Genomic DNA, 24,133 nt, shown 5'->3' on the forward strand with positions numbered 1-24,133 from the left:
GCTCGCGAAGAAGTCGACACCCATTTCAAGACAGACAAGAGAGGATTCGATGACTTACACCGCTGCCGAAAATCGCTACGACTCCATCCCTTACCGCCGCGTCGGCCGCAGCGGTCTGGTGCTGCCGGCGCTGTCGCTGGGCCTGTGGCACAACTTCGGCGACAGCACGCCGATCGACACCCAGCGCGCCTTGCTGCGCACCGCGTTCGACCTGGGCATCAACCACTTCGACCTGGCCAACAATTACGGCCCGCCGTACGGCAGCGCCGAGATTAATTTCGGTCGCCTGCTGCGCGAAGACTTCAAGCAGTACCGCGATGAACTGATCATTTCAAGCAAGGCTGGTTGGGACATGTGGCCCGGCCCGTACGGTCAGGGCGGCGGCTCGCGCAAATACGTGCTGGCCAGCCTCGACCAGAGCCTGCAGCGTCTCGGTCTGGACTATGTGGATATCTTCTATTCGCACCGCTTCGACCCGGACACCCCGCTGGAAGAAACCGCCAGCGCCCTCGCCACCGCCGTGCAACAGGGCAAGGCGTTGTACATCGGTATCTCGTCGTACTCCGGGGTAAAAACCCGCGAGATCGCTGCGCTGCTCAAGGAATGGAAGGTACCGCTGCTGATTCATCAGCCGGCGTACAACCTGCTCAATCGCTGGGTGGAAAAAGACCTGCTCGACACCACCGACGAGCTCGGTACTGGCGTCATCGCCTTCACCCCGCTGGCGCAAGGTCTGCTGACCGACAAATACCTCAACGGCGTGCCGGCGGATGCGCGGGTCAATCGTCCGGGTGGTGGTTCGTTGCAGGCTTCGCACCTGTCTGAAGCCAACATCGCGCACGTGCGTGCGTTGAACGAGATCGCCAAACGTCGCGGCCAGAGCCTGGCGCAACTGGCACTGGCCTGGACCCTGCGTGATCCACGGGTGACCTCCGCGCTGATCGGCGCGAGCCGGCCAGAGCAGATCATCGAGAACGTCGGGGCGTTGAAGAATCTGAGTTTCAGTGCTGAGGAACTGGCGGAGATCGACCGGTTTGCCCAGGAGGGCGGGATCAATCTGTGGGAGAAGCCGTCGACCGCTGAATAAGTGACTGGCGCCGAATTATTCGGCGCCTGCTTTGACGCCTTCGCGAGCAAGCCCGCTCCCACATTGGATCGATGGTGAACACTGGTTTCGTGTGCACCACAATCCCACAGTGGGAGCGGGCTTGCTCGCGAAGGGGCCTTTGAAAACAACACAGCAATCAGGCCTTATTTGAAAAACGGCACATCCCCCAACACCGTTGCTCGCTGCATCACCCGCCGCGCCGGACGGTAATCATCCACCGCATAATGCTGGGTCACACGGTTGTCCCAAAACGCAATATCGTCCTGCTGCCAGCGCCAGCGAATGGTGAATTCCGGCCGCGTTGCATGAGCGAACAGGAATTTCAGAATCGCTTCGCTCTCGGTGTCCGACAGTTCGTTGATCTTCGAGGTGAAGCCTTCGTTGACGAACAACGAGCGGCGTCCACTGACCGGATGGGTGCGGATTACCGGGTGTGACAACGGTGGATTCTTGCGTCGCGCCTCTTCCCACTGGGCCAGTGCTTGCGGCGTATTGCCGTAGCGTTCCAACGGGAAAGAGCGGGTGAAATCGTGAGTCGCGGTCAGTCCTTCGAGCAGCTTTTTCATCGGTGCCGACAGTGCTTCATACGCGGCAATCCCGCTGGCCCACAGGGTGTCGCCGCCGAACTCTGGCAGCAGCTTGGCGCTGAGCACCGCCCCCATCGCCGGGGTCGGCAGGAAGGTCACGTCGGTGTGCCAGATCGCGTTGTCGCGCACATCGGTGACGGCGGTGTCGAGGATCAGCACTTCGGGCTGCTCCGGCACGTTCGGGTAGATCGGATGAATGTGCAGGTCGCCGAAGTACGCGGCGAAACGTGCCTGTTGCGAAGGCTCGATCGGCTGGTTGCGGAAGAACAGCACCTGGTACTTGAGCAGCGCCTGCTCGATGGCGTCGCGCTGTTCCAGGTTCAACGGCTGGCTGACGTCGACGCCGCTGATCTGCGCGCCGAGGGCCGAGCTTAATGGGGTGATGGTCAGGCTGCTCATGGTCTTTCTCTTCGAATTCGGAGTGTCATGCTTTTGTGGGAGCGAGCCTGCTCGCGAATGCTGAGTGTCAGGCGACAGTGCGGTGACTGATCCGACGCTTTCGCGAGCAGGCTCGCTCCCACAGGGGGCACATGAAATTTGTCAGTGGGTTTGGCCGTGCCACGGCACCAGTTTGCGCTGCAGGGCGCGCAGGCCCATTTCCATGGCGAAGGCGATCAGGGCGATCACCAGAATCCCCAGCACTACCACATCGGTGACCAGAAATTGCGCGGCCGATTGCACCATGAACCCCAAACCGCTGGTGGCGGCGATCAGTTCGGCGGCGACCAGGGTCGACCAGCCAACGCCCAGACCAATGCGCACACCGGTGAGAATGTCCGGCAGGGCGCTCGGCAAAATCACATGGCGGATCAGTTGTGCGCGAGTGGCACCGAGCGACTGCGCAGCGCGCAATTTTGCCGGGTCAACGGTGCGCACGCCGGTCGCGGTAGCGATGGCGATCGGCGCAAAAATCGCCAGGTAGATCAGCAGCACTTTCGACAACTCGCCGATGCCGCACCAGATCACGATCAGCGGTAGATACGCCAGCGGCGGAATCGGCCGGTAGAACTCGATCAGCGGATCAAGCACCCCACGGGCAATACGGTTGGCACCGATGGCAATGCCCACCGGCACTGCGGTCAAAATCGCGAAACCGAGGCCCAGACCGATGCGGCTCAGGCTCGCGCCCAGGTGCTGCCACAGGGTCGAATCCATGTAACCGGTGGTCGCCAGCAACCAGCCTTTTTGCAACACGGCGGACGGTGGCGGCAGGAACAGCGGTTCGATCAAATCGGTCGCGGTCACGGCCCACCAGATCACCAGCAAGGCGAACAGGGTCAGCAGGCTGATCCAGCGGGTGCTGAGGCTGCGCCGTACCGGGATCGCCACCGATGGGCTTTTCACGGTGGGGGCGGAAACGTCGTAACTGCTCATGCGCGCTCCTGCCGTTGCACGGCGCTGCGTTGCGAGAACACTTTGCTCAGCACGTGCTCGCGGGTTTCGATAAAACGCGGGTCGGATTTGATCGCCCGCGCCGACTCACCGGCAGCGTAGCGTTGACCGAAATCCAGATGCAGACGCTCGACGATCTGCCCCGGATTCGGCGCCAGCAGAATCAGGTCAGTGGCGAGGAATACCGCTTCTTCGATGTCGTGGGTAATCAGGAACACCGGTTTTGCAGTGCGCTGCCAGACTTGCAGCAACAGCTCCTGCATCTGCTCGCGGGTGAATGCGTCGAGGGCGCCGAAAGGTTCGTCCATCAGCAGCACGCGCGGGTCGGCGGCGAGGGCGCGGGCCAGGCCGACGCGCTGTTTCTGGCCTCCGGAGAGTTGCCAGATGCGGCGATTTTCGAAACCGGAAAGGTCGACCAGTGCGAGCATTTCCCGGGCGATCTTTTCACGTTTGTCCTTGGCGACACCGGCCAGTTCCAGACCGAACGCGACGTTGGCCAAAACATCCTGCCAAGGCAACAGCGCGTCATCCTGGAACACCACGCCACGTTCGGCGCTCGGGCCTTTGACCGGCACGCCGTCGAGGGTGATGCGCCCGGCGCTGGGTTCGACGAAGCCGGCAATCAGGTTCAACAGCGAAGTCTTGCCACTGCCGGACGGGCCGAGGGCTACCAGCAATTGCTGCGGCCCGAGGGTCAGGGAAATGTCCGCCAGCACCGGTTCCGGGCTGCCGGGATACTGTGCGCTGATGCGCTCCAGCTGTAGCAAGGCCATCGCAGTTAACTCCCGATCAGTGGGTGATGTATTTGGCGCTGACGTACGGCGCGTAGTCCGGCAGTACGGCTTCGACCTTGCCTTGTTCCTTGAGGAACGCGGCGGTGTCGGTAATGGCTTTGGTGGTTGGCGCGCCGAGGCTGATCACCTGATCAGCCGCCAGCGGGTAGACGTTGCCTTGCAGCAGCAATGGAATGTCGCTGGCCTTGGCGCCGGAGAGCTTCACCAGCTTGTCGACGTTTGACTGGTCGGCGAGCCAGGCTTGTGGATCCTTGCGGTAATCGGCGTAGGCGTCGAGGGTGACCTTGGCGAATGCGGTGACGATTTCCGGGTGCTTCTCGGCGAAGTCTTTGCGCACGATCCAGGCATCGAAGGTCGGCGCGCCGAACTTGGCCAGTTCACCGGAAGTGATCAGCACTTTGCCGTTTTCCTTGGCCACACCCAGGGCCGGATCCCACACGTAAGTGGCGTCGATATCACCGCGTTTCCACGCGGCGATGATCGCTGGCGGGGCGAGGTTGAGCACGGTGACTTTCGACGGATCGATGTTCCAGTGCTTCAACGCCGCGAGCAGGCTGTAGTGTCCGGTGGACACGAACGGCACGGCGATTTTCTTGCCGACCAGATCCTGCGGGCTCTTGATTCCGGAACCGTCGCGGGCGACCAGTGCTTCGGCGGCGCCGATCTGGGTGGCGATGAGGAAAGTTTCCACCGGAACCTTGCGGGTGATCGCAGCGGTCAACGGGCTGGAACCGAGGTAGCCGATCTGCACGTCACCGGAAGCGATGGCAGCGATGATGTCGGCGCCGTTGTCGAACTTGCGCCAGCTGATGTCGGCCTTGGTGGCTTTTTCGTAGGCGCCATCGGCCTGGGCGACTTTCGCCGGGTCGACGGTGGTCTGGTAGGCGACGGTGAGGTCGGCGGCCTGCGCCAGAAAGCTCGCAGCAGCCAACGAGGCCACGGCCAGCAGGCGAAGCGGGAAATTCATTTTCATGGGGGGAGTGCTCCAAATCAGGCGACCGACGATCGGCGTGAAAGGAGACTAAATGATCTAAGAATCTAAAAATAAATAACTTTTTAGACTTAGCTTATGAGCGGAAAAATCTAAGCCTGGCCGCTGCGCGGTCATTCGCGAGCAAGCTCGCTCCCACAGGAGATTGCAATCTAATGTGGGAGCGAGCCTGCTCGCGAAAAGGTTCGAAGAGCCTTCTGATGTCAGTTGCTGATCGCCAGAATGCTCGCCTGATACGACCCGACAAACACATCGAAATCACCGACCTCGTTCTGCTCCAGCTCCGCCTGTTGCGCCAGCGAAGAACGCGCCAGCTCCTCAAACTTCGCCTGTTCATCCGCCGCCAATGGCTCGCTGCGGAAGAACTCGGCATGCGCCTGACTCTGGCGCAGGGAGAATTGCGCGAAGCTTTCCTTGTGCTCGGCCATGGTCGCCAGCACTTGGGCCGATGGGGTCAGGGACGAATCCTTGACCTTGGCCAGTTGCGCGTCGAGCGCCTTGCTGTGTGCGTCGCCGCCATGGCTCTGATCGAGCAATGCCGCCAGCGGTGCGATTTTTTCCAGCAGATCGGCTGCCCAAACCTTCAATTCGACCGCTTCACCGTCGCGCTGCAATTGCAGGCCCGGACGGCGACCTTCCTTGACCACGCTGAGGAAGTTCGAAGTGGCATTGCCGCACGAAGTGTTGGTCAGCAGCGGACTGTCGTTCAGCGCGCAATACAGCAGGAACGCGTCGAGGAAGCGCGATTCGGTGACGTCGATGCCCATCGGCAGGAACGGGTTGATATCCAGGCAACGCACTTCGACGTACTGAATGCCCCGGGCCATCAGCGCCTGGATCGGCCGCTCGCCGGTGTAGGTCACGCGTTTCGGGCGGATGTTGGAGTAGTACTCGTTTTCGATCTGCAGGATGTTGGTGTTGAGCTGTACCCACTCGCCATCCTGGTGCGTGCCGACTTCCACGTACGGCGGGTATGGCGTGGCCACGGCCTTGCGCAGGCTGTCGGTGTAGCTCGCCAGATCGTTGTAGCACGGCGTCAGGCCGGCTTGGGCGTTGCTCTGGTAACCGAGGTCGCTCATGCGCAGGCTGGTGGCGTACGGCAGGTACAGGGTGTCCGGGTCCAGTTGTTCCAACTGGTGCGAACGACCGCGCAGGAAGCCTGCGTCCAGCGCTGGCGACGCACCGAACAGGTACATCAGCAGCCAGCTGTAGCGGCGGAAGTTGCGGATCAGCGCGATGTAGGACGACGACTGGAAATCGCGGTCGGTGCCGACGAAACCTTCGGCTTCGCGCAGCAGCGGCCAGAGCTTTTCCGGCAGGGAAAAGTTGTAGTGAATCCCGGCGATGCACTGCATGGTCTTGCCGTACCGCAGGGCCAGGCCCTTGCGGTAGACGTACTTGAGCTGACCGATGTTGGAGGTGCCGTAATAGGCGATCGGGATGTCTTCCTCGGCCGGCAACGGGCACGGCATCGATGGACTCCACAGGTACTCGTTGCCGAGCTTGCTGTAGGCAAAGCGATGAATCTTGTCCAGGCTCGCCAGCGTATCGGCCGGATCGGGCAGGGCGGGGGTGATGAATTCCAGCAGCGACTCGGAATAGTCGGTGGTGATCTGTTCATTGGTCAGCGCGGAACCCAAGGCTTCCGGGTGCGGCGTTTGCGCCAGACGACCTTCACTGGTCACGCGCAGGCATTCACGTTCGATACCGTGGAGGCACTGTTCGAGCAGAGAGAGGTTGGCGCGCTCGCCGAGCAGAGCCAGGCGGCGGTTGAGAAGTTCGCTCAATTTGGATTCCTTCACGCGTCAGTCGCCCCAATATGGGGGTGGGCAGGACGGTCTACAAGGGTGAAGTTGAAACTGGCGTTTTCGCCTGGTTTTTCGGGCTCACGAAGCCCCTTTCGAACCGCCGACTTCAATCCCTGAATCTGGCAGATGCACGCGAAGATTATGCGATCCCTGTGGGAGCGGGCTTGCTCGCGAAGAGGGCGTGTCAGTCAACATCAATTTGCCTGACACACCGCCTTCGCGAGCAAGCCCGCTCCCACAGAAAAGCTCGACGCTGCGATCACAGCGCCGAAATTAACTCAAAATGATGAACAACATCTACAGGACAGCGAACGTGCCTTGCGCTTTTGCGACCAGTTTGTCGCCCTGCATCACGTCGGCCTCGACCACCAGCGTGCGGCGGCCCGGGTGGATCACCCGCGCCGTGCACAGCACCTCGCCGTCGGATACGGCGCGGATGTAGTTGATCTTGCACTCGATGGTCGCGCTCTGCTGATCGAAGCCGTGGGTGCTGGAACAGGCCAGCCCCATGGCGATATCGACCAGACTGAACAGCGCGCCACCGTGCAACTTGCCGCCGCGATTGCGCAGTTGCGGTTCCAGCACCAGGGCGACTTGCGCCACCCCGGTTTCCAGGCTGTGCAGGCGGCAGCCCAACAGCTTGAAAAACGCGCTCTCGACGAGCCCGGCCGGAATCTCCATCAGCGTTTCTTCAACTGCTTGGCGTTGGCGAACAGCGAAGCCATGGCGTTGTTCACCGGTGCGGCTGTGGCCGTTTCCTTGCGTGGCGCGTTGTTCGACGACTGGCGCGGTGCCGAGCCCGGACGCGAGCCACGGGCACCGTCGATTTTCTCGCCCGGAGTGTCGCTCATGCGCATCGACAGGCCGACGCGTTTGCGCGGGATGTCGACTTCCATGACCTTCACTTTCACCACGTCACCGGCCTTCACCGCTTCGCGTGGGTCCTTGATGAACTTCTCCGACAACGCCGAGATGTGCACCAGACCGTCCTGATGCACGCCGATGTCGACGAACGCGCCGAACGCGGTCACGTTGGTGACGACGCCTTCGAGGATCATCCCCAGTTGCAGGTCTTTCAGGTCTTCGACGCCTTCCTGGAACTCGGCGGTCTTGAACTCCGGACGCGGGTCGCGACCCGGTTTTTCCAGTTCTTGCAGAATGTCGGTGACGGTGGGCAGACCGAAGGTCTCGTCGGTGAACTTCTTCGGGTCCAGACGCTTGAGGAACGCGGCGTCGCCGATCAGCGAGCGAATGTCGCGGTCGGTTTCAGCGGCGATGCGCTGTACCAGTGGATAGGCTTCCGGGTGAACGGCCGAGGAATCCAACGGGTTGTCGCCGTTCATCACGCGCAGGAAGCCTGCGGCCTGTTCGAAGGTTTTCTCGCCCAGACGCGCAACTTTCTTCAGCGCTGCACGGGTCTTGAACGCGCCGTGCTCGTCACGGTGAGCGACGATGTTCTGCGCCAGGGTCGCGTTGAGGCCGGAAATCCGCGCCAGCAAGGCCACCGAGGCGGTGTTTACATCGACGCCGACGGCGTTTACGCAGTCCTCGACCACCGCATCCAGACCACGCGCCAGTTTCAGCTGCGACACGTCGTGCTGGTACTGGCCGACACCGATGGATTTCGGATCGATCTTCACCAGTTCGGCCAGTGGATCCTGCAGACGACGGGCGATGGACACCGCGCCACGGATCGACACGTCCAGATCCGGGAATTCCTTGGCAGCCAGTTCCGACGCCGAGTACACCGATGCACCGGCCTCGGAGACCATGACCTTGGTCATCTTCATTGCTGGGTATTTTTTGATCAGCTCGATCGCCAGTTTGTCGGTTTCGCGGCTGGCGGTGCCGTTGCCGATGGCGATCAGGTCAACCGAGTGCTTGGCGCACAGCGCGGCCAGAATCGCGATGGTCTGATCCCATTTGTTGTGCGGCACGTGCGGGTAAACCGTGGCGTGATCGAGCAGCTTGCCGGTGGAGTCGACCACCGCAACCTTGCAGCCGGTACGCAGGCCCGGGTCGAGGCCCAGGGTGGCGCGCGGGCCGGCCGGCGCGGCCAGCAGCAGGTCGTGCAGGTTGTGGGCGAAGACGTTGATCGCCTCGGTTTCGGCGCCGTCGCGCAGCTCGCCGAGCAGGTCGGTTTCCAGGTGCGTGTAGAGCTTGACCTTCCAGGTCCAGCGCACCACTTCACTGAGCCATTTGTCGGCCGGGCGGTTCTGATTCTGGATGCCGAATTGCTGGCCGATCATGCCCTCGCACGGGTGCATGGTGCCCGGCAGTTCGTCGCCGACTTTCAGTGCGGAGCTGAGGATGCCTTCGTTGCGGCCACGAAAAATCGCCAGTGCACGGTGCGACGGCATGCTTTTCAGCGGTTCGTCGTGTTCGAAGTAGTCGCGGAACTTCGCGCCTTCTTCTTCCTTGCCGGCGATCACGCGGGCGCTGATGGTCGCTTCCTGCTTTAGGAAGTTGCGCAGCTTCTCCAGCAGGCTGGCGTCTTCGGCGAAGCGCTCCATCAGGATGTACTTGGCGCCTTCCAGCGCAGCCTTGACGTCGGCTACGCCTTTTTCGGCGTCGACGAAGCGTGGGGCTTCGGTTTCTGGCGTCAGGTTCGGGTCGTTGAACAGGCCGTCGGCCAGCTCGCCGAGGCCGGCTTCCAGGGCAATCTGGCCCTTGGTGCGGCGCTTCTGCTTGTACGGCAGGTACAAGTCTTCGAGGCGGGTCTTGGTGTCGGCGAGCTTGATGTCGCGCTCAAGGGCAGGGGTGAGTTTGCCCTGCTCCTGGATGCTGGCGAGGATGCTGATGCGCCGTTCGTCGAGTTCTCGCAGGTAGCGCAGACGCTCTTCCAGATGACGCAACTGGGTGTCATCGAGGCTGCCGGTGACTTCTTTCCGGTAACGGGCGATGAAGGGAACGGTAGAGCCTTCATCGAGTAGCGCGACGGCCGCTTCGACCTGTTGCGGGCGTACGCCGAGTTCCTCGGCGATGCGGCTGTTGATGCTGTCCATAAAACCACCTGACATATTGTGAAAGCAGGCTCGCAGGCACGGAAATAAAGGCCCGGAGTCTGGTTGAGCGGCTAGAAAATTGCCGCTGCCTGGGTCAAAAGGCACCCCATTGACCCGTGAAATCGAATAATTACTGCGCAGGCCCGGAAAATATCGCGGCCACCTGCGGTAACGATTCAGACGTTGCCTGGCACAAAACGCCGCGCATTATAACCAGCGTTCTGTCATTCGGGGGTGTAGCAGTCTGTAGGTAGAAACCCCGGTTTTCTGGCAGTGAAGGAAAAATCTGCTAACAATGCACACGGTGCGTATAACGGCAGCTACGCCATAATGCGCGCCGAGCTAAAAGGAGCATCCAATGAGCAGCACTGCAAACAATGCTGAAGGCGAAAAAATTCTAATTGTTGACGACGATCCGGGGCTGAGCAGCCTGCTGGAACGTTTCTTCGTCAGCAAGGGCTACCGTGCCCGTGCCGTACCGAACACCGAGCAAATGGACCGTCTGCTGTCGCGTGAAGTGTTCAATCTGGTCGTCCTCGACCTGATGCTGCCGGGCGAAGACGGCCTGACCGCATGCCGTCGCCTGCGGGCGGCGAACAATCAGATTCCGATCATCATGCTCACCGCCAAGGGCGATGAGATGAGCCGCATCAAGGGCCTGGAACTGGGCGCCGATGACTATCTGGCCAAGCCGTTCAACCCGGACGAGCTGATGGCACGGGTCAAAGCCGTTCTGCGGCGTCAGGCCGCACCGGTGCCGGGCGCGCCGGGCAGCGAAGACGAAAACGTCACCTTCGGTGATTACGTGCTGTCGCTGGCGACCCGCGAACTGAAACGTGGCGAAGAAGTGCACATGCTCACCACCGGTGAGTTTGCGGTACTCAAGGCGCTGGTAATGAACGCGCGTCAGCCGCTGACCCGCGACAAACTGATGAACCTGGCCCGTGGTCGCGAGTGGGATGCCCTTGAGCGTTCCATCGACGTGCAGATTTCCCGCCTGCGCCGGATGATCGAGCCGGATCCGTCGAAACCACGCTATATCCAGACTGTCTGGGGTGTGGGCTACGTGTTCGTACCGGACGGCGCCGCCACCAAGTGAACGGCGATTTGTAGGAGCGGGTCTGCGCAGATCGGGTTGATCGACCCTCTGCGCAGACTCGCAATCCGCAATATGCGAGCATGGCTCGCTCCTGCAAGTGTTTAACGGTTATCGATGAAAACCCCCGTCTGGTTCCCCCAAAGTTTTTTCTCCCGCACCCTTTGGCTGGTGCTCATCGTCGTGCTGTTTTCCAAGGCACTGACCCTGGTTTATCTGTTGATGAACGAGGACGTGCTGGTAGATCGCCAATACAGCCACGGCGTCGCCCTGACGCTGCGCGCCTATTGGGCCGCCGATGAAGAAAACCGCGCGAAGATCGCCGATGCCGCGACCCTGATCCGGGTGGTCGGCGCCGGTGTGCCGGAGGGCGAACAGCACTGGCCGTACAGTGAAATCTATCAGCGGCAGATGCAGGCGGAGCTGGGCGCCGACACCGAAGTGCGTTTGCGCATGCACTCGCCGCCGGCGCTGTGGGTGCGTGCGCCAAGCCTCGGCGACGGTTGGCTGAAGGTCCCGCTGTACCCGCATCCGCTGCGCGGGCAGAAAATCTGGAACGTACTCGGCTGGTTCCTCGCCATCGGTTTGCTGTCCACCGCCTCGGCGTGGATTTTCGTCAGCCAGCTCAACCAGCCTTTGAAGCGCCTGGTGTATGCCGCCCGACAACTCGGCCAGGGCCGCAGTGTGCGTCTGCCGATCAGCGACACACCGAGCGAGATGACCGAGGTGTATCGCGCCTTCAACCAGATGGCCGAAGACGTCGAGCAGGCCGGCCGTGAGCGTGAGCTGATGCTGGCGGGGGTCTCCCATGATTTGCGCACGCCGCTGACCCGCTTGCGTCTGTCGCTGGAGCTGATGGGTGATCGCAACGATTTGACCGACGACATGGTGCGCGACATCGAAGACATGGACGCGATTCTCGACCAGTTCCTCGCGTTCATTCGCGACGGTCGTGACGAGTCGGTGGAGGAAGTGGACCTGAGCGATCTGGTGCGTGAGGTGGCCGCGCCGTACAACCAGAGCGAAGAGAAAGTGCGTCTGCGTCTGGAACCGATCCAGCCGTTTCCGTTGCGTCGAGTGTCGATGAAACGCCTGCTGAACAACCTGATCGGCAACGCCCTGAACCATGCCGGCAGTGGCGTCGAGGTCGCGGCTTATGTGTCCGGTGATACCAGCGCGCCGTACGTGGTGTTGAGCGTGATGGACCGGGGGGCGGGGATCGATCCGTCGGAGCTTGAGGCGATCTTCAACCCGTTCACCCGTGGCGACCGTGCCCGGGGCGGGAAAGGTACGGGGCTGGGGTTGGCGATCGTGAAGCGGATTGCTTCGATGCATGGCGGCAATGTCGAGCTGCGCAACCGCTCCGGGGGCGGATTGGAAGCGCGGGTGCGATTGCCGTTGGGGTTGATGTTGCCGCGCGATGCGGTCTGACAGTCGGGATATTCAGCGGGGCTGATGGCCCCTTCGCGAGCAAGCCCGCTCCCACAGGGGAACGCATTCCAAAATGTGGGAGCGGGCTTGCTCGCGAAGGCGGCCTGTCAGCTGCCACATTTCAAACGGATCAGCCTTTGCCTTTGGTCCGGGTCATGTTCGGCCCGCCATTCTTCTCAAGGTGTTCGATGATGATCCCCGCCACGTTCTTGCCGGTGGTGGTCTCGATCCCTTCCAGGCCCGGCGACGAGTTCACCTCCATCACCAGCGGCCCGTGGTTCGAACGCAGGATATCCACACCCGCCACGGCCAGCCCCATGACCTTGGCCGCGCGCAACGCGGTCATGCGTTCTTCCGGGGTGATCTTGATCAGGCTGGCGCTGCCGCCTCGGTGCAGGTTGGAGCGGAATTCCCCAGGCTTGGCCTGACGCTTCATCGCTGCGATCACCTTGTCGCCGACCACGAAGCAGCGGATGTCGGCACCGCCGGCTTCCTTGATGTATTCCTGGACCATGATGTTCTGCTTCAGGCCCATGAACGCTTCGATCACCGACTCGGCAGCCGTGGCGGTTTCGCACAGCACCACGCCGATGCCCTGGGTGCCTTCCAGCACCTTGATTACCAGCGGCGCGCCGTTGACCATGTCGATCAGGTCGGGAATGTCATCCGGCGAGTGAGCGAAACCGGTGACCGGCAGGCCGATGCCACGACGCGACAGCAGTTGCAGCGAACGCAATTTGTCCCGCGAGCGGGCGATGGCCACCGATTCGTTGAGCGGAAACACCCCCATCATTTCGAACTGGCGCAACACGGCGCAACCGTAGAACGTCACCGACGCACCGATCCGCGGGATTACCGCATCGAAGCCTTCCAGCGGCTTGCCGCGATAGTGGATCTGCGGCTTGTGGCTGGCGATGTTCATGTAGGCGCGCAAAGTGTCGATCACCACCATTTCATGCCCGCGCTCGGTGCCGGCCTCGACCAGACGACGGGTGGAATACAGACGCGGATTCCGCGACAGCACAGCGATCTTCATGCAACACCTGTGGAGGAGGTAGATACCGGGAACACCGGCTTGTCTTGTACATATTTGATGCCCGGATTGACCACCAACTGGCCGTCGATCAGGGCTTTGGAACCGAGCAACAGGCGATAGCGCATGGACTTGCGACAGGCGAGGGTGAACTCAACTGCCCAGACCCGATCACCGAGGGCCAGGGTGGTGCTGATCACATAGCGCACCTGCGCCTGGCCGTTGGAGCTTTTGATGGTTTTGCGCGTCACCAGCGGTGCTTCGCAGCGCCGGTGACGTAATTGCACAACCGTGCCCAGGTGCGCGGTGAAACGCACCCACTTCTGGCCGTCGCGTTCGAACGGCTCGATGTCGGTGGCATGCAGGCTGGAGGTGCTGGCACCGGTGTCGATTTTCGCCCGCAGGCCGGCGACTCCCAGATCAGGGAGCGCCACCCACTCGCGCAGACCGACAACGGTCAAATGGTCAAATGTCTTCAAAGGTGCTCAACCGGCAGAAACCGCTCGGGCCGCGTGCGGCCGAATTCGCGGTATTCACGCAGAATAAGGGTTAAAAGGCGACAGATATCTACGGCCCGGATCGCCGACCCCTCAAGCAGGTGTCGGCTGGTGTGCATTGTAATCCGGGACGGGGTCATTCATGGCACGACAGAAACGGTAGTACAGTTCATCAATATTTCAGAATGAGGAAATTCCATGGCACAAAAAAGCGAAGAGGACGACAAGGTCCGTCTCGACAAGTGGTTGTGGGCGGCGCGCTTTTATAAAACCCGGGCCCTGGCCAAAGCGGCCATCGAGAGTGGCAAGGTGCATTGCCGAGGCGACCGCTGCAAGCCTGGCAAAGAGCCACGCATTGGCGATGAATTCGAGATTCGTACCGGCTTTGAAGAGCGCACGGTGAGGGTTGAAGCCTTGTCGATCGTACGTCGCGGCGCGCCCGAGGCGCAGACGCTGTATACCGAGACCGAGGCGAGTATTGCCAAACGTGAAGCGGCTGCGGCGATGCGCAAGGCCGGGGCATTAGGTGTGAGTACCGACGGCAAACCGAGCAAGAAGCAGCGGCGGGATCTGTTTAAATTTCGTGGGAACAGCCACGAATAAAAAGATCGCAGCCTGCGGCAGCTCCTACAGGAAAATGTATTCACATGTAGGAGCTGCCGCAGGCTGCGATCTTTTCAGCATTCAACCCATTAACGGGCAGACACCACACTCATCCGCGAAACCAGCGGCAGCTTGCCCAGTAAAGCGAAAACCGGCGCAGTCACCTTCAGCCAGAAGTTGGCGGCGTGATAAGCGAACGGTGTGTAGTAACCCCAACCCAACGCCCACACCGCCAGCAGCATGCCGCCGATGTAATCGTCCTGGCCCCAATGCGCGCCGGCTACCAGACGTGGCAGCATGAACAGCAACGCCAGGCCCCAGATCGTCAGGAACTGGCCGACTGAGCGACTGAACACGCCCATGAACAGCGCCCAGATCAGCAACACCGAAGCGTGGTCACCGGGGAAGCTCTGGCTCGAGCGATCCTTCAGCTCCCAGGCTTTTTCCAGATGCGGGAAATAGTCGCTCAGGTGCACCGCGCCTTCCAGCACCATCGATGGGCTGCTGTGCTGCCAGTCCATGTAGTCGGCGAATTTGGAAAACAGCGCGCGAATCACCACCATCAGCAGCAGAATCGAGAAAAAACCGAAGAAGGCGCGACGTACATCAATTGCCTTGAACACCCAGTCGCCCTTGATCAGCAGCGTCAGCAGAATCAGTCCGACGACAATGTCGAACGGACGCAGACTTGCAATTGCCCAGATGTGGAGCCATATGGGGTTGCTGGCCAGTGGTGCATTGAGCGAGCGGAACAGCCACTCGTCGAAAATCACACACAGCATCTGGCCCGTAGGCCATAACCAGAAAGCCAGTAGCGCTAATGGCACTACGTTGCACAGAACCAGCCGGCCGAGGTTCCACCTTGATTGGAACAAACGCGGATTGTTCATAAAATGCCTCCCGTGGCTGAACATTTCGCACCAAACGGGTGCGGAGAAGCGCGGGATTTTCATCTTTTGTAACCTTTTTGTCATCAATTCAGATACCCAGACCTATGACCGACCTACCGGATACCGACTACACCCAACGCTTCATCTTCGATGACAGCGACACTCGCGGCGAACTGGTGGCGCTGGAACGCAGCTACGCCGAAGTCCTCGCCAAGCACCCGTACCCGGAGCCGGTCGCGCAGTTGCTGGGCGAACTGATGGCGGCCGCTTCGTTGCTGGTGGGCACCCTGAAGTTCGACGGCTTGCTGATTTTGCAGGCACGCTCCGAAGGGCCGATTCCGCTGCTGATGATCGAATGCTCCAGCGAGCGCGAGATACGTGGCCTGGCGCGTTATAACGCCGAGCAGATCGCCGCGGACGCGACCCTTGCCGACCTGATGCCGGGCGGTGACCTGACCCTGACCGTCGACCCGACGATCGGCCAGCGTTACCAGGGTATCGTCGACCTCGATGGTGAAACCCTGTCCGAGTGCTTCACCAATTATTTCGTCATGTCGCAACAGGTCGGCACCCGCTTCAAGCTGTTCGCCGACGGCCGCCGTGCTCGCGGAATGCTACTGCAGCAATTGCCGGCCGACCGCCTGAAAGACGAAGAAGAACGCGCCGAAAGCTGGCAGCACATCACCGCCCTGGCCAGCACCCTGACCGCCGATGAGTTGCTCAGCCTGGACAACGAAACCGTCCTGCATCGCCTCTACCACGAAGAGCAGGTGCGCCTGTTCGATGTGCAGAACCTGCGCTTCCGTTGCAGCTGCTCGCGGGAACGCTCGGCCAATGCACTGGTCAGTCTGGGTCTGGAAGATGCGCAGGCACTGGTGGCCGAGCGCGGTGGTGAAGTCGAGATCGATTGCCAGTTCTGCAACCAGCGTTACCTGTTTGATGCGGCCGATATTGCTCAATTGTTCGCTGGCGCAGGCGTCGACACGCCGTCAGATACCCGGCACTAAAACGGTTCAGCGCAGGTAAATTCACTGCGTAACGACGGAATTTCGCCGTTACGACGGGAGGACCCTACTCTTTTTGGGCTTTTCTGGCATAATCCGGCCCACTTTTTTCGCGGTAGTAGTGCACGACTTTCTACTACAAAACGTTTGGAGCACACTCGGCCACTGGCCGACGGGGAACCTCATGACGCAAGCCAATAACGCCGTGTACACCGATCTGAGTGTTGATGATCTGGTAAAAGAAGCCCTGCAACGCGGTGAGGGCGAGCTTGCCGATACCGGCGCTCTGGTAGTCCGCACCGGTCATCGCACCGGCCGTTCGCCAGTCGATCGTTTCATCGTTGAAGAGCCTTCCACCCAGGCCGCTATCGCCTGGGGCCCGATCAACCGCAAGTTCCCGGCCGACAAGTTCGACGCGCTGTGGGCTCGTGTCGAGGCGTTCAACAACGCGCAAGAGCACTTTGTTTCCCACGTGCATGTAGGTGCGGCTGAAGATCACTACCTGGCCGTCAAAATGACCACCCAGACTGCCTGGCAGAACCTGTTCGGTCGTTGCCTGTTCATCAACCCGGCCCAGTACAACCCGGCCGGTCGTGACGAGTGGCAAGTGCTCAACGTGGCCAACTTCGAGTGCGTGCCTGAGCGTGACGGCACCAACTCCGACGGTTGCGTGATCATCAACTTCGCGCAGAAGAAAGTGCTGATCGCCGGTATGCGTTACGCCGGTGAAATGAAGAAAGCCATGTTCTCCGTGCAGAACTTCCTGCTGCCGGCCGCTGACGTGCTGCCAATGCACTGCGCTGCCAACATCGGCGAAGAAGGCGACGTGACCCTGTTCTTCGGTCTGTCGGGCACCGGTAAAACCACCCTGTCCGCCGACGAGAGCCGTTACCTGATCGGTGACGACGAACACGGCTGGGGCGAAGGCGTTGTCTTCAACATCGAAGGCGGCTGCTATGCCAAGTGCATCGACCTGTCCGAGAAGAACGAGCCGGTCATCTGGAAAGCCATCAAGCACGGCGCAGTCCTGGAAAACGTGGTCATCGACGACGCCAAGCACGCTGACTACGCCGATGTCAGCCTGACCCAGAACAGCCGCGCGGCCTACCCGCTGGAGCACGTTGCCAAGCGTTCCGAGAAGAACCTGGGCGGCGAGCCAAACGCGGTGATCTTCCTGACCTGCGACCTGACCGGCGTGTTGCCGCCAGTGTCGATCCTCAACGAAGAACAAGCGGCCTATCACTTCCTGTCCGGCTACACCGCGCTGGTGGGCTCGACTGAAATGGGTTCGGGCAGCGGCATCAAGTCGACCTTCTCCACCTGCTTCGGCGCACCGTTCTTCCCGCGTCCGGCTGGCGAATACGCTGAGCTGCTGATCAAGCGCATCCGCGGCTTCGGCTCCAAGGTCTACCTGGTCAACACCGGCTGGACCGGCGGCGGCTACGGCGTCGGCAAACGCTTCAATATCCCGACCACCCGTGCGGTGATCGCAGCGATCCAGAGCGGCGCGCTGATCGGTGCCGCCACCGAGCACCTGGACACCATCAACCTCGACGTGCCACTGGCCGTACCGGGCGTTGAAACCAACCTGCTCAACCCACGCAACACCTGGGCTGACAAAGCTGCCTACGACGAAGCGGCCAAGGCGCTGGCCGGTCTGTTCATCGAGAACTTCAAGAAGTTCGAAGTGAGCGACGCGATCAAGGCTGCGGGTCCCAAGTTGTAAAATTGGTTGCAGTAATGAGAAAGCCGCCTCTAGGGGCGGCTTTTTTGTGGGTGACGGTTTAGCTGTCGTTATCGGCTTGACTGCCATTATTCCCGCAGAATTTGGGGTAAACGGCCAGAATAATGCCACTTAAGGGAGGAGTGGCCCGCCAATACAGTTCTCGAAGATATCTTCAAGTCCACGATAGTCACATGCAACCGCATCAACATTTGCCGAAATCCAAGCGTCTTCCTTGATCAGCCACCAATCAACCGTAAAGCCCGCATTGATGATGATCTGCTCAAAAAGGATGCGCTGAGCACGCCCGTTACCTTCGCGAAAAGGATGAATGACATTCAAGTCGCCATAGGTTTCGGCGATAGCCACGACGAGCTCTTCTTTGTTCAGCCCCACGAACCATGCATTACGTTCCATGGCGCGAAATATTTTCTCTGCCTCTGGGAGAATTCTTTCTGCGGTGCAGAAAAAGGTATCCCCCTTCTGAATGTTGACTGTTCGCGGCTGCCCGGCCCAGTCGTAGACATCGCAAAACAGAGTTCTATGGATATGTTGAAAAAGGGTTAGATCATATGGAGGGGGAAGAAGACGAAATCGACTGATAGCGATCTCTGATAGTTCTTGCTCTGCTTTCTGCAGTTCTTCTTCACAGCGAATATTGAGCAAGTTACGCAGGACATCACTTCCAGGATAGCAGTAGGGGTCTTGCCCGACCCCGTACTTGTCCACCATTAGCGTGTGTTCTGACGGTATTTTTCGATGACTGATTCCCGTGATGGAAGCGGTCTTTCAGCATCGCTACGATTGGTATCGAACCCTTCTAGACGCAGGCTCGCCAAGTAGTTAGACCGACGTACTTTTTCGTAATAAGCCTGCTTTTGCTGGAACGTCAATTTGCTCATGGCATGGGCCTCTTGGTGCAGGATTACAGTGTAGCGCAATCGTGTGGACGGATTGGTTGGGATTTTCGATGCTTGCACGAGTGTTGCTCATCTGTCTCAGGTTAAGCGTGAGAGCGACCGGAAGACTGTCAGCCTCAGAGCGGTGCTTTCCAGCCGAGCATCTGCTGCTGCGCGACCTGCAGCAGGTCACAGCCATCCTGCGTCAGCAGATAGAGGGCGTGGGTGATGTGTGGGATGTCTTCGACGTCGGCTTGTTTGAAGCTGAGGCAGTAGAGGGTTTTCAGCAGGTCGCTGGAGGCGCACAGGCGCTGGACGGCGCATTCGAGGATGTCCTGCGGGTTGGCCGTTGTGTCGATGATCAGGGGCTTGGTGTCGGTGAGGTTGGATTCGAGTGAGCGGTAGCGATCGAGGGGAAGCGGGGTCCATGCTTTCATAGTGTGTATTCCAAATGTCGTGAGGATTCATCCCACCGTGACCAAGCGATGGGAGGCGAACTGTGTTCGGGTTGGTCAACCGAAGGAACACACAAGTCCGGCACGCTCAAAGGCGTCCCAAACACAGCCACCATTAAGCGTGCCGACATTTGAATTGCCGGCAGCATACAACGGACGCATTTATGTGTCCCACCGGGTGACCAAGCCCGAGCCGCTGATTTGCCAGCGACATTCACGACTATAGATTTGTGCCCTCAAGCCGCGATAGGCGACAAAGAGTCTTGGCGTGTAGGAACGGGATGAAGATCTCATCGGACGTTCCTACCGATCTTTCTTCGTTTTTCAACGTAAATGCTGATACGCCGAAATATCCAGCAAGCTGGTTGCCAGGCCGGTCGCCGGGTTGTAGATCTCGCCCTTCACGCTGGTGAACGGTACACCTTTGCTGCCCAGCGAAACGTAGCGCTCGCCTTGGTCCAGCTCGGTGAAGTAGGTGTAGGAATGTTTGTGCATCAGTGTGTATTTGGCTTCGTCGCGTGCGATGCCGTTGGTGAGGTTTTCCAGATCGGCCTGGGTCAGATTCAACGTTTTTTGCAGTTGCACGCCCCAGCGTTTGAGGCAGGTTTCGGCGAGGTGGCGCACGATGCGTCCGGGCTCGGACAGCGCTTTCAGATCACTGGCGCCGGTCGGGACGCCGCCGCTGCTGGTGGCATTGCCGGCCATGGTGGCGTGGCGGCCAGCCATAGGATAGATGTAGGTTTTAGTGCCGGTAGCGGTCTGTGGGATGACGCAGCTGAAACCTTTGGAGCGTTCGTCACGAGCATAGAACGCTACATACTCTTTGACATTGCCCGCGAGTTTGACGCGCTCTTCCTGAAAGTTACCAATGCCTGGCACGGGATCAAGCGCAAAGATATTGACCGGGATGTTTTTCAGCAGACTGTCCTTGAACATTGCATTGGCCAACATATGGCAACTGATGCCGCCCCGGCTCCAACCGACGAGATTGACTTGAGTCGGAATAACACCATCCTTGCGGTGGGTTTTGATGATTCCTTCCTGTAATTGCTGCTGGGTAATGCTGCGATTACCGTAATTATATTTGCGCCAGAACCAGGAACCCTCGACTTTTACATCTTCGATCGGAATGCCGGCAGCTTTCAGGCGATTGTATTCGGCTTCAGTCAGTTGCTCGCGTTGCCAGTCGCACTTGCCCTTGATGATATTGAGCGCATGCAACACGTTTTGTTCCCAGCCCTTGCCGAACAAGGTGCCGCTCATGCCGTATTCCTTGGTCTTGGTGAATAGATCATCGGCCTGCAGGTTGCCGCTGCCGGGGCCGTCCACCACGATCCACTCGGCAAACTCGTGGCCCAAATGATTGGAAGCCAAGGTGGAAATCAGTTCGCCGTTCCAGAAGTTTTCGTGGGTGGTATCAAACTTGTTGGAGCCTGTGCCGCAGAAAAATATGGTTAAAACAGTCATTGTGTTGCTCTCGGTGAAAGTAAGAGTCAACAACTTAGGTCTTTTTTGGCTGTTTATTAAAGCATTCTGTTGTTTCTGGATTTTAGTTGTTTTCAGTGTCGGTCTGTTGTTGGGGTTTATGTTTTGCTACTTCGAGCAAGTCACAGCCATCCTGCACTAGTAAATAAAGAGCATTGACGATGTTAGGTATATCTTTCACGTCGGCCTGTTTGAAACATAAACAGTAAAGGGTTTCCAGCAGATCGCTGGCGGCACGCAGTCGCTGGTCAGCGGCATCAAGCAGATCGCGATGGCTGGAGTGAGTATCGATGACCAATACGGGATTTTCGTTGTAACAAGTCTTCAAAGGGCGATAGCGGGTAATCATGGTGAGGCTTGTCCTTTACAAAGGCACTCGGGCGGGGCTGATTCAATGGTCAGTCGCGCCGGCCACTATAGAAGTGCGTGGCGAGCACTCACAAGAGCGCCGCAATGGACGCCGTTCGTAGGGGATTTTCCGAGGGCCGGGCATATGCCCTACAAGGTTTTGCGGTTTTTTCGGGGTGAAACCCCTAGCGCAGAAATTTCCCACAGGATTCACAGGCGTTTCTTGGCAGATCTATGTATGGTGCGCGCCAGAATCTGTAGGACGTTTCCAAACGTCCGATACGCGCTTAAAGGGAATTGAGTATGCAGTGGCTACGTATGGCCTCGATTTTATTGCTGTGGGCCAGTGGTTGCCGTTTGGCCATGGCGTCTGATGGCAACGGCTGGATGTTTGCCGACCTCGAACGCACCGGTTGGCCCGATGCGCTCTCCAGCCAGACTGGCATCGATACCGCCTCGCGCGCCGAGGTGTTGATGTTCGGCAGGGCCTTGCTCGCCAGTGAAGCGCTGGACGAGGCAGGGCTGGAGCAGCGACTGGGTGTGCCGCATGTGCAGCTCAAGTCGATCAGGCAGGTGCGTGACGGTCTGTGGGATCGTTTGCTGAGCACCTATCGCAACGCCAGCGTTGACTGTGACGGGCAGCCGTTCTGCCCGCGCGTGCGCAGTGTTGCGGAACTGCGGCAATTGGCGGCGGCCTTCACCGGTGACATCAGCCCGGCTCATGCGTTGTGGGCGAGCAAGAGCCAGGGCGTGCATGAGCAGGTGTTGAACGAGCAACTGCGAGTGGCGGTTTTGCGTCCCTGAACGGGTAAGTTTGTATTGCTGTTTTCGGCCTCCTCGCGAGCAGGCTCGCTCCTGCAGTGGACCGAGTTGTCTGCGCTAATGGCTGTATCATCCCGTATTGAATTGACCCCGGCCTTTTCTCGACTCGCTGCGATCGCCCGCTAGGCTGTTGGCATCACAGCGGTCAACGGAGTGACAGCGCATGCACAACACCCTGGAACAGGTTTTCGGTTATCCACAGTTTCGACCCGGGCAGGAAGCCGCGATCGGCGCAGTACTGGCCGGGCGCTCGGCGGCAGCGATTTTCCCCACCGGGTCTGGCAAGTCGCTGTGCTATCAAGTACCGGCACTGTTGCTGCCACATCTGACCCTGGTGGTCTCGCCACTGTTGGCGTTGATGCAGGATCAACTGGCATTCCTCAAGCGTCACGGCATCAGTGCCGGCAGCATCGATTCGGCACAAAGCCGCGATGACGCCAATGATGTGATGGCTCGCGCCCGTTCGGGTGAATTGAAGATCCTGATGATCTCGGTGGAGCGCCTGAAGAACGAGCGTTTTCGCAATTTTTTGCAGCAGGTGCCGATCTCGCTGCTGGTGATTGACGAGGCGCACTGCATCTCGGAGTGGGGCCACAACTTCCGCCCCGACTACCTGAAGCTGCCGGACTACCAGCGTCAGTTCAATATCCCGCAAACCCTGCTGCTGACGGCCACGGCGACGCCGAAAGTCATCGCCGACATGCAAGCCAAATTCGCCATCGCTGCCGAAGATGTTGTGACCACCGGTTTCTATCGCCCAAACCTCAATCTGCTGGTAGAACCGGTGCGTGGCCAGGACAAGCGCCGGCGGCTGGTGGAGTGGATGAGCGAGCGCGCGAGCCAGCCGAGCATCGTCTACGTCACGCTGCAGAAAACCGCCGAGCACATCGCCGAACATCTGGGGCGCAACGGCATACAGGCCGAGGCTTATCACGCCGGGCTGCCCAACGATCAGCGCGAGGCGATCCAGAAGCGCTTCATGGCCGGGCAGTCCAATTGCATAGTCGCAACCATTGCGTTCGGCATGGGCATCGACAAGAGCGATATCCGCAACGTGGTGCATTTCGACCTGCCGAAATCCATCGAGAACTACAGTCAGGAAATCGGTCGCGCCGGACGGGACGGACAGCCGTCGGATTGCCTGGTGCTGGCCAACCGCGACAGCCTCAACGTGCTGGAAAATTTCGTCTACGGCGATACCCCGGAGCGCGAGGGGATACGTTGTGTGCTGGAGGAAATGCAGGCTGCCGCAGCTGAAGGACAGTGGGAGTTTCTGCTCGGGCCGTTGGCGGATCAGAGCAACATTCGCACGCTGCCGCTGAAGACGTTGTTGGTGCAAATGGAGCTGCGCGGCCTGATTGCTCCGCGCTATGCCTATTACGCCGAGTACCGTTTCAAATACCTGCTGGAGCCGGAAGCGTTGCTTGAGCGTTTCGAGGGAGAGCGCAGGGAGTTTGTCGCGGCCATCATTCACACCTCCAGCCGCGCACGTACCTGGGCCACGGTGAATTTCGAGGCGATGTACACGCAGTATTCGGCTGAGCGCAATCGGGTGGTGACGGCGCTGGATTATTTTCAGGAGAAGGGCTGGGTCGAGCTTGAGAGCAAGCAGATGACCGAGGTCTACAACGTGCTGCACAGCGATTTCGACAGCGCTGTGCTGAGTGCCGAGTTGCACGAGTACTTCACCCGGCATGAACAGACTGAAGTCGCGCGGATTCACGCCATGCTCGAACTGTTCGCCACTGAGCGCTGCCTGGGTTATCGCCTGGCCGAGTACTTCGGCGACCACAATGCGCCCGAGCACTGCGGGCACTGTTCGGTGTGCCACGGTGATGTCGCGCGGCTTCCGGCACCTCCCGAGTTGCCAGCGCTTGTGGATAAGAACTTCGCGGCGTCGTGCGGTGATTTTATCCACAGGCACGAACAGCACACCGGCCATGTGCCGACGGCGGAGCGCCTGACGCGTTTTCTGTGCGGGATCAGCGTGCCGCTGTTTACCAAGTTGAAGGCGCGGACGATCTCGGGGTATGCGGCGCTGGAGCAATATCCGTACGCGGAAGTCCGCAGTTGGGCTGACAATCATCTGCTCGAGTAAATACAAACCCTGTGGGAGCGTGTGATGCCATGGCGGCCTGTATCCATGCGCTGAATGTCGCTCA

23 protein-coding genes are annotated in these 24,133 nt (G+C 59.8%); 8 read left to right on the plus strand and 15 right to left on the minus strand.

Annotated elements, in window-relative coordinates:
* Positions 1-49: 49 nt before the first annotated feature.
* On the plus strand, positions 50-1,087 hold the full coding sequence (gene mgrA, locus CRO59_RS08445) for an L-glyceraldehyde 3-phosphate reductase (protein ID WP_007917913.1): 1,038 nt from the start codon (positions 50-52) through the stop codon (positions 1,085-1,087).
* 164 nt (positions 1,088-1,251) lie between these two features.
* Here the strand turns inward: mgrA and tauD are convergent, their stop codons facing one another.
* The 7 genes from tauD to CRO59_RS08480 all read right to left on the minus strand — a co-directional run bounded on the left by tauD (position 1,252) and on the right by CRO59_RS08480 (position 9,685).
* On the minus strand, positions 1,252-2,094 hold the full coding sequence (gene tauD / locus CRO59_RS08450; RefSeq protein WP_097086892.1) for a taurine dioxygenase: 843 nt from the start codon (positions 2,092-2,094) through the stop codon (positions 1,252-1,254).
* A gap of 141 nt (positions 2,095-2,235) precedes the next feature.
* The gene (tauC, locus tag CRO59_RS08455) at positions 2,236-3,069 is read right to left on the minus strand and encodes a taurine ABC transporter permease TauC (protein ID WP_097086893.1); all 834 of its coding nucleotides are present in this window, start codon (positions 3,067-3,069) and stop codon (positions 2,236-2,238) included.
* The gene (gene tauB / locus CRO59_RS08460) at positions 3,066-3,860 is read right to left on the minus strand and encodes a taurine ABC transporter ATP-binding subunit (RefSeq protein ID WP_097086895.1); all 795 of its coding nucleotides are present in this window, start codon (positions 3,858-3,860) and stop codon (positions 3,066-3,068) included. Before tauB ends, tauC begins: the two co-directional genes overlap by 4 nt.
* A 16-nt stretch (positions 3,861-3,876) precedes the next feature.
* Entirely contained in the window at positions 3,877-4,854 is a 978-nt protein-coding gene (tauA, locus tag CRO59_RS08465; RefSeq protein WP_097086896.1) for a taurine ABC transporter substrate-binding protein, read from the minus strand.
* A gap of 221 nt (positions 4,855-5,075) precedes the next feature.
* Entirely contained in the window at positions 5,076-6,659 is a 1,584-nt protein-coding gene (gene gshA / locus CRO59_RS08470; RefSeq protein ID WP_096797466.1) for a glutamate--cysteine ligase, read from the minus strand.
* A gap of 318 nt (positions 6,660-6,977) precedes the next feature.
* A complete protein-coding gene (locus CRO59_RS08475) occupies positions 6,978-7,361 on the minus strand; it encodes a PaaI family thioesterase (protein WP_086793980.1) in 384 nt (127 codons plus the stop codon).
* Positions 7,361-9,685: a Tex family protein gene (locus CRO59_RS08480; protein ID WP_097086898.1), complete on the minus strand. Its 2,325-nt coding sequence runs from the start codon at positions 9,683-9,685 to the stop codon at positions 7,361-7,363. Before CRO59_RS08480 ends, CRO59_RS08475 begins: the two co-directional genes overlap by 1 nt.
* A gap of 358 nt (positions 9,686-10,043) precedes the next feature.
* Between CRO59_RS08480 and ompR the strand changes: the two genes are divergently transcribed.
* Together ompR and CRO59_RS08490 are read left to right on the plus strand one after the other, a co-directional pair.
* Entirely contained in the window at positions 10,044-10,784 is a 741-nt protein-coding gene (ompR, locus tag CRO59_RS08485; RefSeq protein WP_003220637.1) for a two-component system response regulator OmpR, read from the plus strand.
* A gap of 114 nt (positions 10,785-10,898) precedes the next feature.
* The gene (locus CRO59_RS08490) at positions 10,899-12,212 is read left to right on the plus strand and encodes an ATP-binding protein (protein WP_027611205.1); all 1,314 of its coding nucleotides are present in this window, start codon (positions 10,899-10,901) and stop codon (positions 12,210-12,212) included.
* Between the two features lie 130 nt (positions 12,213-12,342).
* Here CRO59_RS08490 and rimK read toward each other — a convergent pair whose 3' ends face one another.
* Both rimK and CRO59_RS08500 read right to left on the minus strand, forming a co-directional pair.
* Positions 12,343-13,248 carry a 30S ribosomal protein S6--L-glutamate ligase gene (rimK, locus tag CRO59_RS08495; protein WP_007949201.1) on the minus strand — a complete coding sequence of 302 codons (906 nt, stop codon included), beginning with the start codon at positions 13,246-13,248 and terminating at the stop codon, positions 12,343-12,345.
* Positions 13,245-13,706 carry an ATP-dependent zinc protease gene (locus CRO59_RS08500; RefSeq protein WP_177408985.1) on the minus strand — a complete coding sequence of 154 codons (462 nt, stop codon included), beginning with the start codon at positions 13,704-13,706 and terminating at the stop codon, positions 13,245-13,247. Before CRO59_RS08500 ends, rimK begins: the two co-directional genes overlap by 4 nt.
* 234 nt (positions 13,707-13,940) lie before the next feature.
* Between CRO59_RS08500 and CRO59_RS08505 the strand changes: the two genes are divergently transcribed.
* Positions 13,941-14,345 (plus strand): RNA-binding S4 domain-containing protein, encoded by a 405-nt coding sequence (locus tag CRO59_RS08505; RefSeq protein ID WP_027611206.1) that lies wholly within the window; start codon positions 13,941-13,943, stop codon positions 14,343-14,345.
* Between the two features lie 89 nt (positions 14,346-14,434).
* Here CRO59_RS08505 and CRO59_RS08510 read toward each other — a convergent pair whose 3' ends face one another.
* Complete coding sequence (locus CRO59_RS08510) at positions 14,435-15,235, minus strand: phosphatase PAP2 family protein (protein ID WP_097086900.1); 801 nt, start codon at positions 15,233-15,235, stop codon at positions 14,435-14,437.
* A gap of 104 nt (positions 15,236-15,339) precedes the next feature.
* On the opposite strand from CRO59_RS08510, the gene hslO reads away from it, so the two are divergent.
* Both hslO and CRO59_RS08520 read left to right on the plus strand, forming a co-directional pair.
* Positions 15,340-16,242: an Hsp33 family molecular chaperone HslO gene (hslO, locus tag CRO59_RS08515; protein ID WP_097086901.1), complete on the plus strand. Its 903-nt coding sequence runs from the start codon at positions 15,340-15,342 to the stop codon at positions 16,240-16,242.
* A 181-nt stretch (positions 16,243-16,423) separates the two neighbouring features.
* Positions 16,424-17,965 carry a phosphoenolpyruvate carboxykinase gene (locus CRO59_RS08520; RefSeq protein WP_027611209.1) on the plus strand — a complete coding sequence of 514 codons (1,542 nt, stop codon included), beginning with the start codon at positions 16,424-16,426 and terminating at the stop codon, positions 17,963-17,965.
* A 129-nt stretch (positions 17,966-18,094) separates the two neighbouring features.
* Here the strand turns inward: CRO59_RS08520 and CRO59_RS08525 are convergent, their stop codons facing one another.
* The 5 genes from CRO59_RS08525 to CRO59_RS08545 form a co-directional block, all read right to left on the minus strand.
* On the minus strand, positions 18,095-18,694 hold the full coding sequence (locus CRO59_RS08525) for a putative adenosine monophosphate-protein transferase Fic (protein ID WP_097086903.1): 600 nt from the start codon (positions 18,692-18,694) through the stop codon (positions 18,095-18,097).
* Positions 18,694-18,864 (minus strand): YhfG family protein, encoded by a 171-nt coding sequence (locus CRO59_RS08530; RefSeq protein WP_096796727.1) that lies wholly within the window; start codon positions 18,862-18,864, stop codon positions 18,694-18,696. Before CRO59_RS08530 ends, CRO59_RS08525 begins: the two co-directional genes overlap by 1 nt.
* A gap of 134 nt (positions 18,865-18,998) precedes the next feature.
* Complete coding sequence (locus tag CRO59_RS08535; RefSeq protein WP_097086905.1) at positions 18,999-19,298, minus strand: hypothetical protein; 300 nt, start codon at positions 19,296-19,298, stop codon at positions 18,999-19,001.
* A gap of 342 nt (positions 19,299-19,640) precedes the next feature.
* Complete coding sequence (locus CRO59_RS08540) at positions 19,641-20,783, minus strand: hypothetical protein (protein ID WP_097086907.1); 1,143 nt, start codon at positions 20,781-20,783, stop codon at positions 19,641-19,643.
* An 82-nt stretch (positions 20,784-20,865) separates the two neighbouring features.
* Positions 20,866-21,150 carry a hypothetical protein gene (locus tag CRO59_RS08545; protein WP_027611213.1) on the minus strand — a complete coding sequence of 95 codons (285 nt, stop codon included), beginning with the start codon at positions 21,148-21,150 and terminating at the stop codon, positions 20,866-20,868.
* A 302-nt stretch (positions 21,151-21,452) separates the two neighbouring features.
* Here CRO59_RS08545 and CRO59_RS08550 point away from each other — a divergent pair, with 302 nt between their 5' ends.
* The gene (locus CRO59_RS08550) at positions 21,453-21,953 is read left to right on the plus strand and encodes a polysaccharide deacetylase (RefSeq protein WP_097086908.1); all 501 of its coding nucleotides are present in this window, start codon (positions 21,453-21,455) and stop codon (positions 21,951-21,953) included.
* 181 nt (positions 21,954-22,134) lie between these two features.
* Positions 22,135-24,069, plus strand: a complete 1,935-nt coding sequence (locus CRO59_RS08555; RefSeq protein WP_097086910.1) for an ATP-dependent DNA helicase RecQ — start codon at positions 22,135-22,137, stop codon at positions 24,067-24,069.
* Positions 24,070-24,133 lie beyond the last annotated feature (64 nt).

It is taken from the genome of Pseudomonas sp. LAMO17WK12:I5 (assembly GCF_900215165.1).
Taxonomy (GTDB): Bacteria; Pseudomonadota; Gammaproteobacteria; order Pseudomonadales; family Pseudomonadaceae; genus Aquipseudomonas; species Aquipseudomonas putida_A.